This window comes from Mesorhizobium sp. B2-4-6 (genome assembly GCF_006442775.1).
In the GTDB taxonomy this organism is placed as follows: domain Bacteria; phylum Pseudomonadota; class Alphaproteobacteria; order Rhizobiales; family Rhizobiaceae; genus Mesorhizobium.
On record NZ_VFVI01000010.1, the window covers coordinates 15,220 to 27,974 of the forward strand.

Genomic DNA, 12,755 nt, shown 5'->3' on the forward strand with positions numbered 1-12,755 from the left:
CCGGGTCGAAGGGGACGAACCCTGGTCGATCCCGCATCCCTTGGACGATTACCTTCCGCCGATGGGTTGCAGCGTCTTGCCGAAGAAAGGCGCCAGCACCGACACTGCTTCATCGACATATCTCTCGCCGTCATAGAGATCCATGTGGTTGGCCCCTTCAACGACATGGTAGCTCTTGTCCTTGCTGGCGGCGCGGCTATAGAGGTCGTCGCTCATCCATTTGCTGCCGGCCTTGCTCCCGGCCACGATCTGCAGCGGCTGGGTGAGGTAGGCCTCGGCCTTGGAATAGGCGTCGTAGGGAATGATCTGCGACAGGCTGCGAGCCGTCGCATAACCGGGTGCGGTCGGGTATTCGGCCCGGGGCGTGTGATAATATTCCCAGGCCTGGCGCAGTTCTTCGTTCGGAGCGTCGTCTTCCTTCAGTGGCGCCAACGGAATCCTGCCGACCTCCGAACCGTTGGCGTCGGAAGTCCGTGCCGCCGCGCCGGCCGCGATCACGGCGCGGGCGTCTGCATCCTTGATATTGTTGTCCCAACCGTTGCGGAACATCTGGCCGATATTGACGGCGCTCACGGTTCCGACGGCCTTGATGCGCGGGTCGTCAATTGCCGCATTGGCCGTATAGCCGGCGCCGGCGCAGATGCCCATCGCACCGATACGGTCATTGTCGACATAGGGGAGCGTGGTCAGGTAATCGAGCACGGCGCTCACGTCTTCGGTGCGGACAGAGGGGTTTTCGAGCTGGCGCGGCTGCCCGCCGCTCTCGCCCTGGTAGGAGGCATCGTAGGCGATGGTGATGAAGCCCTGTTCGGCGAGCTTCCTTGCATAGGTGCCCGCCGTCTGCTCCTTCACGCCGCCGCCTGGATGCGAAACGATGACTGCCGGGTAGGTCCTGGTCTTGTTGAAGTCTTCCGGAAAATTGATGACGGCCGACATGGCGATTGCCTGATTGTTGGAGTTGGGGAAGCTGATTTTGCCCATGATGGCACTCCTTGCACTGGGTTGGCGTCGATGCATCTGCACGAGATCCCTTGCATTCTAGGCCGTGGCAATTCATCGAATTAGCCGGTAAAATCCACTATGACTTATTGGTAGGATGATAAGTGAGACGCGAAGAGATCGCCGACCTGGCCGCCTTCCACGTGGTCGCGGAGCAACGCAGCTTCACCAAGGCCGCCGCGAAACTCGGCATCTCCCAGTCGACACTGAGCCAGATCGTCAAACGGCTTGAGGAGCGTCTCGGCGTCCTGCTGGTGGCGAGGACCACACGAAGTGTGGCGCCGACGGAAGCGGGAAAGCGTTTGCTGGCAACGCTTGGGCCTACGCTGCGCGAACTCGACCAGAGCATCGAGATGCTGGCCGAGTTCAGGGAAACGCCCGCCGGCACGATCCGCATCACATCGGTTGAACACGCAGCTCGGACGATCCTGTCACCGGCGATCGCGAAACTGTTGCCGCAATATCCCGGCCTGAACGTGGAGATATTCATCGACTACAGCCTGGCCGATGTCGTGGCCGACAATTTCGATGCCGGCGTGCGGCTGGGCTCGCAGGTGGCCAAAGACATGATTGCCGTCAGAATTTCGCCCGATATCGCGATGGCGATCGTCGGTTCGCCCGACTATCTGCGATTGCGCGGCGCGCCGCTCGAGCCCAATGAACTGACGGAGCATCGCTGCATCAACCTGCGCCTGCCCACGTCAAACAAGCTCTATGCCTGGAACCTGAAGATCGGCGGGAGGATCGTCGGCGTCAGCGTCGAAGGCCAGGCGACCTACAATTCGATCGATCTCATCCTGGATGCAGCCCTTGCCGGCGTCGGCCTGGGGCTGCTGCCTCTCGACCAGGTACAGGCCCATCTCGACCGCGGAGTGCTGGTCAGCGTGCTCGATGTGTTCGTTCCCCCGCTCCCCGGCTACTATCTCTACTATGCAAACAGGCGGCTGAACTCGTCGGCTTTCAGGGTGGTGGTCGACGCGCTGCGATATCGCGGAGAACCCGCTGCCGAGGGATGATTTCCCGCTCAAGGCCGAACTCGGTCCTTCAGTGGTCTCCTGGTCCTCAGGCCACGTTCTTCCCGGCCCCCGCTCTTGCCTGCACCCCTGGCGCGAAAATCTCCTGATCGACGAAGGTCAGCGCGCGCATGGCGCAGCCTTCGCGGATCAGCGGCAGTTCGTTCGGCTCGGTGTCGAAGGAGATCGATTCCGAGTGCTGGCCGCCGGCGGTCTGGGCGATCGCCTCTCGCAGCGCCGGCTCGATCAGGTCGAAGGCGGCCGCGCTGACGCCGACCATGGCGACAGGCGCGGGGTCAATGAGGGCGAACAGGCTGCCGAGGCCGAAACCGAGCGCTTCGCCCGCCCGGCGATAAGCCTCCCGCTCGGGTCCGTCCTCCTGCCGGGCTTTCGCGGCCAGCGCGCGCATATGGGCGTCGCCGACGTCGGTCGGCGTGGCATCCTCGCTTATTCCCATGGCGCTGCGCCAGATCGCGTAATTGCCGGCATAGGCCTCGACGCAGCCGCGGCGGCCGCAGCGGCAGAGCGCGCCGCCCGGACGATGGATCATATGGCCGAACTCGCCGCCGGAGGAATGCGTGCCGCTGAACAGCGCGCCCTTCAGCACCAGGCCCATGCCGATACCGTGCGAGAGCAGGATGGCTATGAAGTCGTCGCGATAACGCTCGGGATCGCGCCATTGCAGCGCCACCGCCATCATGTTGCAGTCGTTCTCCATGGTGGCGGGAATACCGAATTCGCTTTCGAGGAGGTCGGCGAAGGGGATGTCGGTCAGTGGCGTGATCGGCGACCACAGCATGGCGCGTGAATGGGAATCGGTGATGCCCTGAATGCCCATGGCGATGCGTGCGACGCTGCCCACGTCGAGGTCGGGATCCCGCATCCGGCGCCGCACGATCGCCATGCATTCGCCGATCAACTCGTCACGGGGCATGACGAGCGTGTCCAGGCGCTGCTGCTCCTCCGCAACCACCTGGCCGGCATAATCGATCACGGCGACCGACAGGAAGTTCAGCGACAGCACCACGGTCAGCACCGCGGCGGCTTCGGGGTTCAGCGCCAGGCCGATCTGCGGCCGGCCGCGTTTCAATGCCGTCGGCTCGCTGGCCTTGCTTTCGGTGAGAATGCCTTCCTGGATCAGATCGGCGGAGATCGCCGAAATGGTCGAGTGGCTGAGCCCGGTGGTGGCGGCAATCTCCGTGCGCGAGGGCTGGCCGGCGCGGCGCACGGCCGAAATCACCATGGCACGGTTGCGCCGACGCAAATCGTCGTGGCGGATTCCGACCGACATTGTCTCGCGCGTCCTCCAAGTCATCGCGGCCTTGATGATGATGCCATGGCCTGTCGGTGACATGCTAGGGATAGTGGCAGAAGCCGCAGCCTGTGTCATTATTTATTGCGGATGCCGAAAAAAATGCCCTGGCCCATCAAAACCCATCAGAATCGCAGTTGACAGCTTCGTTTTGCTGGATCACTATTTTTTTGAGGCGCGAAAAAAAGCCTCTGTGCCGGCCTTCGGGCCAGTCTGGGTCGCGCCGCACTGGCGCAGGGAGGATATCATGAAGAAATTCGCAGCCGCCATTCTGGCGGGCGTTGCCATGTCGCTGACACTGGCGTCGGTCGCCGAGGCGAAGGACAAGGTGATCGGCGTGTCGTGGTCGAATTTCCAGGAAGAGCGCTGGAAGACTGACGAAGCGGCGATGAAGGCCGCCATCGAGGCTGCCGGCGACAAGTATATCTCGGCCGACGCGCAGTCCAATCCGGGCAAGCAGCTGACCGACGTTGAAAGCCTGATCTCGCAGGGCGCCAACGCGCTGATCATCCTAGCGCAGGATGCCTCGGCGATCGGCCCGGCGGTGCAGAAGGCGCTCGATGAAGGCATTCCGGTGGTTGGCTACGACCGCCTGATCGAGAACAAGGACGTGTTCTACCTGACCTTCGACAACAAGGAAGTCGGCCGCATGCAGGCCCGTGAGGTGTTCAAGGCCAAGCCGGAAGGCAACTACGTCTTCATCAAGGGCTCGGGCGCCGATCCGAACGCCGACTTCCTGTTCTCGGGCTCCATGGAAGTGCTGAAGGAGGCGATCGACAGCGGCAAGATCAAGAATGTCGGCGAGGCTTACACCGACGGTTGGCTGCCCGCCAACGCGCAGAAGAACATGGAGCAGTTCCTGACCGCCAACGACAACAAGGTCGACGCGGTCGTGGCGGCCAATGACGGCACCGCCGGCGGCGTCGTCGCGGCGCTGACGGCGCAAGGCCTGGCCGGCACCGTTCCGGTCTCGGGCCAGGACGGCGACCACGCGGCGCTCAACCGCATCGCGCTCGGTACGCAGACCGTGTCGGTGTGGAAAGACGCGCGCGAGCTCGGGAAGAACGCCGCCGAGATCGCCTCGCAGCTCGCCGCCGGCAAGAAGATGGGCGACATCGCCGGCGCCAAGGACTTCACGACGCCTGGCGGCAACACCGTCAAGTCGCTGTTCCTGACTCCGATTGCGATCACCAAGGACAATCTCAACGTCGTCATCGACGCCGGCTGGATCAAGAAGGACGAAGTCTGCGCGGGCGTTGCCGCCGGTAGCGTCAAGGCCTGCAACTAAGTTTTGCCGGCTCTCGATCAAAATCCCTGCGCCGCGGCCTGAAAGCCGCGGCGTTTTCTCAAAAAGATTTGTGTTTCCGCCTGTGGCGGATAGCTTCTAGGCTTGGCCAGGCATTCCGCGCCAGACGGGCAGGCCGGGCGGGAGGAAATCATGACCGACACGACGTCTACCCAACCGGCGGACACCGCGCGCGCGTCGGAACTCGGCGCCGTCGCCCGGTTCCTGAAGGCGACCGAGCTCGACACCCGCATGCTCGGCATGATCGGCGCGCTGCTCTTGATCTGGATCGGGCTGCATGTGATTTCCAGCCTGCGCCTCGGCGTCAATCCACTCGACTTCGACAGCCGCACGTTTCTCACGCCGCGCAACCTGTGGAACCTGTCGGTTCAGACTTCGGCCGTGGCGATCATGGCCTCCGGCATGGTGCTGGTCATCGTCATGCGCAACATCGACCTGTCGGTCGGATCGGCCGAAGGGGTGATCGGCATGGTCATGGGCTTTGCCCAAGTGCATTTCCTCGTGCGCTTCGTCGGGCTTGACCTGGGCAATCCGTGGATCTGGATGCTGGCATTGCTGATCGGCCTGGCGCTCGGCCTCATCATCGGCGCCTTCCAGGGCTTCATCATCGCCTATCTCGAAGTGCCGGCCTTCATCGTGACGCTGGGCGGATTGCTGGTATGGCGTGGCGCTGCCTGGTGGGTCACCAGCGGCCAGACGGTGGCGCCGCTCGACGCTACGTTCCAGCTGATGGGCGGTGGCCCGGCGGGCTCGATCGGCGCCAGATGGAGCTGGGCCGTCGGCATCGTCGCCTGCCTGGCGGTTGTCTTCATGCATTTCAACGGCCGCGTGCAGCGCAAGCGCTTCCGCTTCCCGCTGCGTCCGGTCTGGGCCGAGACGCTGCTCGCCACGGTCACCTGCGCGGTCATCCTGGGCGCGGTGTGGCTCGCCAATTCCTATCCGTGGCCCGTCGGCATCGTGAACCGCTACGCCGCCGCCAACAACATCACCGTTCCCGAAGGCGGGCTGTTCATCGCGCATGGCATCGCCGTTCCGGTGCTGATGGCCGTTGCCGTCGGCCTGATCATGACCTTCGTCACCAAGCGCACGCGCTTCGGCCGCTACGTCTTCGCCATCGGGGGCAATCCGGAAGCAGCCAATCTCGCCGGCATCAACACGCGCTGGATCACCATGAAGGTGTTCATGATCATGGGCGTGCTGGCGACGATCGCGGCGGCGATCTCGTCGGCCAGGCAGAACTCCTCGACAAATGTGCTGGGGACGCTGGACGAACTGCTGGTCATTGCCGCGGCAGTCATCGGCGGCACGTCGCTCGCCGGCGGTTCCGGCACCGTGCTCGGCGCCATGCTGGGCGCATTGCTGATGCAGTCGCTGCAGTCCGGCATGGTGCTGCTTGGCGTCGATTCGCCGCTGCAGAGCATCGTCGTCGGCGCGGTACTGGTCGTCGCGGTCTGGCTCGACACCATCTATCGCAAGCGCGTCTGAGCATGATCCCGAACCGAAGGTCAGCGAAGCAAAAAGTGAAAACCGGTTTTCGGACGAGATCATGCTCAAGCATGGACTATAGGGAGGAGAGGGACCATGGCTGACGAAATCGCTCCCACCGGCGTTCCGCTGGTCGACATGCGCAACATCTCGATCGCCTTCGGCGGCATCCGCGCCGTCGACGACGCCTCCGTCGATCTTTTCCCCGGCGAAGTGATGGCGCTGCTCGGCCACAATGGCGCGGGCAAATCGACGCTGATCAAGATCCTGTCCGGCGCCTACAAGCGCGACAGCGGGCAGATATTCATCAATGGCGAGGAGGCTTCGATCTCCAATCCGCGCGATGCCAAGAAATATGGCGTCGAGACGATCTACCAGACGCTGGCGCTGGCCGACAATGTCGATGCCGCCGCCAACCTGTTCCTCGGCCGCGAGCTGATGACGGGTTGGGGCACGCTGGACGACGTCGCCATGGAAGCCGAGGCGCGCAAGGTGATGGGCCGCCTCAATCCACGCTTCCAGCGCTTCAAGGAGCCGGTCATCAAGCTGTCGGGCGGACAGCGGCAGTCAGTGGCGATCGCGCGCGCGATCCTGTTCAACGCCCGCATCCTGATCATGGACGAGCCGACGGCGGCGCTCGGTCCGCAAGAGACGGCGCAAGTCGGCGAACTGGTCAAGCAGCTCAAGGCCGATGGCATCGGCATCTTCCTGATCAGCCACGACATCCACGACGTGTTCGAGCTCGCCGACCGGGTCTGCGTGATGAAGAACGGCCAAGTGGTCGGGACCGCGCGCACCACCGACGTCACCCAGGACGAGGTGCTCGGAATGATCATCCTGGGCAAATGCCCGCCAGGCGCCATTCCGGGTCCGGGCGCGCTGAAGATCGCGGCGTGATAATAGCCGGCTAATTAACGACTGCGTGATGTACCAGCCGCGGTGATGATTTGACCGCGCCATTGTGTTGGCGCGGAGACTTGCCCATAAAGGTCCTCGACCGTCCACGGGCCGCATCCTTGATTTGAAGAAGCTCTTTCCGATCGTTGCCTTCGTCGCCGTCGCGCTGATCAGCCTGACGATGGCGGGGTTTGCCTATTTCGCGACGCAGGAGGCGGCTCGGATCAAGTTCGAGGGCACCGCCGATGACGCGCTGAGCCGTATCGAGAGCCGCATCGACCTGCATCTGTCGCTGCTGCGTTCGACACAGGCGCTGTTCGATGCCCGCAACGGCGACATCTCGCGCGGCGAATTCAAGGCCTTCTTCACCGCGCTCGACATCGACGACAATTTCGCGGGGCTGCGCGGCGTCGGCTTCCTGAGGCTCGCCAAAACCGGCGACGAGGCGGCGGTGGAACGCGACATCCTGCACGACCATGGGTCGGCGCATCCGATCTATCCCGCCACGACGCAGCAATGGCGCACGCCGATCGTGCTGTTCGAGCCGCTCGATACGTCCAACCAGTCGATCATCGGCTTCGACATGTTCACCGAGCCGGTACGGCGCGCGGCCATCGAAAAGGCGATGGCGGATGACCAGCAGCATGCTAGCGGCATGGTCCAGCTCGGCCAGGGCGCTGGCGTGACGCAGACCTTCACGGGATTCCTGGTTTTCGTGCGGCTGAACGTCGAAACCGCGCCTGACGTGATCAATGCAAGCCGCTCCTCCACGGCCGGTTTTCTTTACGCCGCCTTCCGCGCGCAGGACCTGTTCCAGGTCGCGCTCAACCATTCGCCGCTGCTGCCGGTCAATGTCGAGGTCTATGACGGCAAGCCCGAGGCCGGCAATTTGTTGTTCCGGTCGGAAGCTCCGCCGGCAGAACGCATCGGCGCGAAGCTTTTGGCGCGCCGCGATATCGTCGTGGCGGGCCAGCCGTGGACCTTGTTGTTTCGGCCGACAAGCGCCTTCGAGCCGCCGTCCTCGCGCGCCATTCCGGTGATGCTCGGGCTGTTCGGCCTGCTGCTCGCCGGCGCCATCGCCTTGGTGGCGCGCTATCAGGAACGCGCCTATGACGCGAAATCGGCGCTGCACGAGACGACCGAAAAGAGCCTGCTGGAAAAGGACCTGATCCTGCAGGAGATGAAGCACCGCATCAAGAATTCGATTACGCGCGTGCTTGCGATCGCGCGGCAGACGGCCTCGCAAGCCACCGACGTCAAGGAGTTTTCGGCATCGTTTTCGGCGCGCCTGCAGGCCATGGCGGCATCGCAGGATATGCTCACGCGCTCGCGCTGGCAGAAAGCCGATCTCGGCGACCTGCTGCGCATCGAACTCGGGCAAGTGTTCGGCAAGGACCTTCCCGAAGGCGTGTTGTCAGGGCCGCAAGTGCTGCTGGACGAGACGACGACACAGGCGCTCGGGCTGACCTTTCATGAACTCGCCACCAACGCGCTGAAATATGGCGAGGCCGGCGCCAATTCGGTCAAGGGGAGCTGGGCTCTCAAGGTCGTCTGGAGCGTCGAAGGCCGCGGTCGTGAGCGGACGCTGGTCCTGAACTGGCGCGAGGCGGGTCAGAAGGAACTGGAAGCGCCAGTCAAGACCGGCTTCGGCACCAAGTTGATAGACCTCAACGTCACACGCGAATTGCGCGGCACGATCGTGCGCGACTACCACGCCGACGGATTGAAGGTGGAGATCAGGATCCCGCTGGCAGCGTGAGGCAAATCCGCGATTTGAATTTTGAAAAACCGGAGGCCGGCAGCCGGCCTCCGGTCTTCGGGTGCTGAACTAGTTGCAGCGAGCCGTGTAGATCCGGCCGCGATGATCGCGATACTGGCAATAGCCGTTGCGCAGGTTGCGAACCAGAAGGCCCGACCCGGCACCGACGGCCGCGCCGATCAGCGCACCCTTGCCGCCGCCGACCAAGCCGCCCACACCAGCACCGATCAGGCCGCCGCCGACGACGTCCTGCTCGGTCGTGGTGCAGCCGCTGACGGCGACCACGGCAAACATGGCAATGATCATCTTCCGCATAGAATTGCTCCTCACTTTGTCCTCACTTTCGGCAGTGCCAGCAACCATTTAGCATGAAAAAAAGTGCTTTGCCTGCCAGATTCTACTGTTGCCTAACATAGTCTTTTTCGGGGCGTCCGCCGTTCGACGCGACAAGCATGCCAGACGCCTCCAGCGATGCAACCAGCGCCGTCGGGCCGCACGTTCAGACGATCCGCTCGTAGTCGTCCTCCAGCGCGGGATCCACGGAGAGGCACTTGCCGATGATGTTGGGGGCGTGACCCTGCAGGGCGCCGAGCCTGTGCGGTTTCGAAGACCCTGACGGGCAATTCGAGTTCCCGCAATCGGCCGTCGTGCTCGAACAGCCGACGACGAAGAGCAATACGGCGATGTGTTCAATGGCTCCAAACCTCTCGCCGCAAACAACGAATCTCGGCGAACAAAAGTTCCAGGCTGGAGCCTGAAGCGCTCCGCGCGAAACGGCGGCGCTAAAGTCTGGGCGTCAAAGCCGCATGTGGGGTCAGAACAATTGCCAGGCCGCGGTCAAGGCCACGGCGGCCAGAAGCGCGATCGCGCCCACGCGGAGCGAAAGATGCGACGACTGCGACGCCGGCGGCGGCTCGGCGTCCTGGAAGCCGCTCATCGAGACGCGGGCGGCCTGCTCCAGCCTGTTCATGTCGGCAACCATCATTTCAGTTCTCCCCGGTCGCGCCGGGGCGCGGATGGGTTTCCGGCGCATCGTCGGCCGGGAGCACAGGATCCGGCTTTATGGTGAACAGCCGGTTAAGGGCCTTCGCCGGCAAGGCGCTCCCTCTCCGTTTTGACGCAATTCCGGACGGACGGTACCGCGAAGCGGCCGAGCCTGACCGCTGCACACTTTTGCTGGAATTGCTCTCACGCCCGGCGCTATCAGTCCGTCTCGAAATTCCCGTGCGGGACAGTGAGACGGTATTCCATGCGGTCCTTGCCGATTTCCAACGTCGCTGAGCCATTCAGCGACATCGGCACGACGCGTTCCAGTGCCACGCTGCCGAAACGCTTCTCATTGCGCGGCGTGTCGCCGACCGCCTCCGTCCAGGTCAGCAGAAGGTTGGGCGGGGTTCCGTTTTCGGCCTCGAGCCTGGCGCGGACCTCGACATGGCCCTCCGGCCGCGACAGCGCGCCGTAGCTCACGGAATTCACGGCCAGCTCATGCATCGCCAGGCCGATATGCAGGGCGGCATTGGGATTGAGATAGGGATTTTCGCCTGCGAACCGCAGACTGTTGGCCAGATCGCTGCTGTAGCGGCCGACCTGGCCGGAGACGAGTTCCTGCAGCGCCGCTCCCCGCCAGTTGGAGGATGTGACCAGATCCTGCGAGGACGCCAGCGATTGCAGCCGGCCGCGAAACCGCGCCAGGAACTCGCCGAGCGTCTCCGTATAGCGCCCGGTCTGAGTGGCGATGCTCTGGATGATGGCCAGAAGATTTTTCGATCGATGGCTGACTTCGCGCAGCAACGCCTTCAGCGTCTGCTCGCGGCGTTTCTGCTCCGTCGTCTCCACCATGGTGGTGACGACGCCGAGGACATCGCCGGCGTCGCCGCGGTCGGCATCGATCCAAAGCTGGAACCAGCGGACACCCTGGCTTCCCGGGATGCTGAGCTCAAGCTGGTCGGCCTTGCCGGATTCCACCACCTTGAGCTTGGCGGCTTGTATGCGTTCGGCCTGCGCCGGCGAAAGCAGGTCCTTGCCGTCGGCTGTTTCTGACGCCCAAGGCGCGCTCATGTTGCGCGCCCAGACCGTCTTCATCTGCCGGTCCTGGTAGAGAACCGAAATCCCGGCGTTGTGCAGGGCATGGAGCAAGGCTCGCCCCAACTGCATCCCGTTCTCCGAGGGATGTATTGCGATGACGTCGCCGCTCTGCTTTTCAATTCTGTCTTTCGTGGGACCCTCGGAAGGCATTGGAACATCCCGTACTCGGTCCTTGAACGGCTCAATCCGCAACTGGTTCCGCGTCAGCCAGCGCCTGGAAATCGCGGTGGGGCTCGGCCCCTGAAATCGCAGGGCTCTCCAAAAACGGTCCGCCGGACGGTGCTCTTTCGAGGCGCCGTCCGGCGGTGGCTGGAAACCGTTTGAGGGGTGCGGCTTCCAGTGTTGCGGTCAGGCTCTCCTGAAGAGGCCTGCGATGAGCGAAATCACCAGGAAGGCGAGGAAAACGAAGAACAGAATCTGCGCGATGCCTGCCGATGTGCCGGCGATGCCGCCGAATCCAAGCGCGCCGGCGATGATCGCAACTACGAGAAATACGAGCGCCCAGTACAGCATGATGCGTCTCCTTCTTACGTCGGGAAAAGAACGTGGCTCGGTGTCGTTTGTTCCACCATTTGCTGAAAAAGACGATCCCCTTGAAGGGGCTTTTCAGACCGCAAACGGCCAAGCCTCACGAGCGGCGCGAAGGCCTCGCATGACGCTCAAGGTCCAAGCCTCGAAGAAGATCAGGCGGCGGCCTTGGCCTGACGGTCGAAGAACAAGGCCTGGCTGATCAAGGCCTTGACCATGTCGGGATTGAACGGCTTGGTGACCAAGAAGGCCGGCTCGGGCCGTTCGCCGGTCAGCAGGCGTTCCGGGAAGGCGGTGATGAAGATCACCGGCACCGGCGTGGAGGACAAGATCTCGTTGACGGCTTCGATGCCCGAGCTGCCGTCGGCGAGCTGGATGTCGGCCAGAACCATTTTCGGCCGCGTCTTGCCGAACACGGCCACAGCCTCGGCATGCGTGCGCGCTGTGCCGACCACGCGGTGGCCGAGACTCTCGACCATCTCCTCTATATCCATGGCGATCAGCGGCTCGTCCTCGATGATCAGCACTTCGGTCGCGACCTGCCGGGAAATCTCATTGCTCGCCTGGGCAAGCAGTTCCGAGAACTCGTCCTCGTCTACATCGAGGATTTCCGCCGCCTCATCCTCGCTGAAGCCCTCGACGGCAACCAGGAGGAAAGCCTGCCTTGGCAGGGGTGCGATCGCATTCAGATTGGCCGCGGCCCGCTGCTCCCAGGCGGTCTGGGCCTGTTCCTGCGGCACGCGGATGGCCACGGAGGTGAACAGTCTGGCGAAAACCTTGTACAGCGCAATGCGGTCGCTCGAGGCTTCGGGGAAGATATTGGTATCGGCGATGATGGCTTCCAGCATTGCGGCGACCAACGCGTCACCGCTTTCCTGCGATCCCGATACCGCCCGCGAGAAGCGGCGCAGGAACGGAAGATGCGGCGCGATGGTTGCGGACAAACTCATTATTGACGTCTCCCTCAGATGACGTTGCACGTTCAAGGCCGCACCGATGCATGCCCCTGAAAGTTAAACGCCGGCTTTCGGAAAAAGTTCCGCCGGCTGTGGAACTAAATTAGCGATCGGGCGTTTCGAGGCTTGGGATGGGCAACCAGACGAAGGTTCCGCTTGCGTTGTGGTTTGAAGTCGAAGAGCGGTTCAGGCGCTGGAAACTAGGGCACCTATGAAAGAAATGAAGAAAAAACAGTTGGCTGATGCCGCAAGCAGGCATCGGAACGGGGACGGCAATCCGCTTGGGGCAAACTCAGAAATAGCCCGCAAGCTCAAACAATATTATGACGAGTTGGTCTCGGACCATGTGCCGGACCGTTTCGCTCAGTTGCTCAGCCAACTGGAACAGACCGAACCTGCCCAGAAAAAGGACTGA

At 63.1% G+C, this 12,755-nt stretch carries 13 protein-coding genes; 6 read left to right on the plus strand and 7 right to left on the minus strand.

The features are described 5' to 3' along the window. Positions 1-48: 48 nt before the first annotated feature. On the minus strand, positions 49-981 hold the full coding sequence (locus FJ957_RS22580; protein WP_140835056.1) for an alpha/beta hydrolase: 933 nt from the start codon (positions 979-981) through the stop codon (positions 49-51). A gap of 122 nt (positions 982-1,103) precedes the next feature. Here FJ957_RS22580 and FJ957_RS22585 point away from each other — a divergent pair, with 122 nt between their 5' ends. After that, positions 1,104-2,015, plus strand: a complete 912-nt coding sequence (locus FJ957_RS22585) for a LysR family transcriptional regulator (RefSeq protein ID WP_140835057.1) — start codon at positions 1,104-1,106, stop codon at positions 2,013-2,015. Positions 2,016-2,061: 46 nt separating this feature from the next. On the opposite strand, the gene FJ957_RS22590 is transcribed toward FJ957_RS22585, so the two are convergent. Next, complete coding sequence (locus tag FJ957_RS22590; protein ID WP_140835058.1) at positions 2,062-3,303, minus strand: ROK family protein; 1,242 nt, start codon at positions 3,301-3,303, stop codon at positions 2,062-2,064. Positions 3,304-3,571: 268 nt separating this feature from the next. Here FJ957_RS22590 and xylF point away from each other — a divergent pair, with 268 nt between their 5' ends. The 4 genes from xylF to FJ957_RS22610 all read left to right on the plus strand — a co-directional run bounded on the left by xylF (position 3,572) and on the right by FJ957_RS22610 (position 8,771). Continuing rightward, positions 3,572-4,612 (plus strand): D-xylose ABC transporter substrate-binding protein, encoded by a 1,041-nt coding sequence (gene xylF, locus FJ957_RS22595; protein ID WP_140835059.1) that lies wholly within the window; start codon positions 3,572-3,574, stop codon positions 4,610-4,612. A 150-nt stretch (positions 4,613-4,762) separates the two neighbouring features. Further along, positions 4,763-6,115, plus strand: coding sequence for a sugar ABC transporter permease (locus FJ957_RS22600; RefSeq protein WP_140835060.1), 1,353 nt, complete (start codon positions 4,763-4,765; stop codon positions 6,113-6,115). A gap of 96 nt (positions 6,116-6,211) precedes the next feature. After that, positions 6,212-7,012: an ATP-binding cassette domain-containing protein gene (locus tag FJ957_RS22605; protein WP_140835061.1), complete on the plus strand. Its 801-nt coding sequence runs from the start codon at positions 6,212-6,214 to the stop codon at positions 7,010-7,012. Between the two features lie 124 nt (positions 7,013-7,136). Next, complete coding sequence (locus tag FJ957_RS22610) at positions 7,137-8,771, plus strand: CHASE domain-containing protein (RefSeq protein ID WP_140835062.1); 1,635 nt, start codon at positions 7,137-7,139, stop codon at positions 8,769-8,771. A gap of 69 nt (positions 8,772-8,840) precedes the next feature. Here FJ957_RS22610 and FJ957_RS22615 read toward each other — a convergent pair whose 3' ends face one another. The 5 genes from FJ957_RS22615 to FJ957_RS22635 form a co-directional block, all read right to left on the minus strand. Beyond that, positions 8,841-9,086 (minus strand): YMGG-like glycine zipper-containing protein, encoded by a 246-nt coding sequence (locus FJ957_RS22615; RefSeq protein ID WP_140835063.1) that lies wholly within the window; start codon positions 9,084-9,086, stop codon positions 8,841-8,843. A 499-nt stretch (positions 9,087-9,585) separates the two neighbouring features. Beyond that, on the minus strand, positions 9,586-9,756 hold the full coding sequence (locus FJ957_RS31900; protein WP_181177696.1) for a hypothetical protein: 171 nt from the start codon (positions 9,754-9,756) through the stop codon (positions 9,586-9,588). A gap of 218 nt (positions 9,757-9,974) precedes the next feature. Next, positions 9,975-10,925: a PAS domain-containing sensor histidine kinase gene (locus FJ957_RS22625; protein WP_246674395.1), complete on the minus strand. Its 951-nt coding sequence runs from the start codon at positions 10,923-10,925 to the stop codon at positions 9,975-9,977. A 279-nt stretch (positions 10,926-11,204) separates the two neighbouring features. After that, the gene (locus tag FJ957_RS22630; protein WP_108606680.1) at positions 11,205-11,369 is read right to left on the minus strand and encodes a DUF1328 domain-containing protein; all 165 of its coding nucleotides are present in this window, start codon (positions 11,367-11,369) and stop codon (positions 11,205-11,207) included. Between the two features lie 170 nt (positions 11,370-11,539). Further along, positions 11,540-12,334, minus strand: coding sequence for a response regulator (locus tag FJ957_RS22635; protein ID WP_140835065.1), 795 nt, complete (start codon positions 12,332-12,334; stop codon positions 11,540-11,542). Between the two features lie 217 nt (positions 12,335-12,551). On the opposite strand from FJ957_RS22635, the gene FJ957_RS22640 reads away from it, so the two are divergent. Then, entirely contained in the window at positions 12,552-12,755 is a 204-nt protein-coding gene (locus tag FJ957_RS22640) for a NepR family anti-sigma factor (RefSeq protein ID WP_140648115.1), read from the plus strand.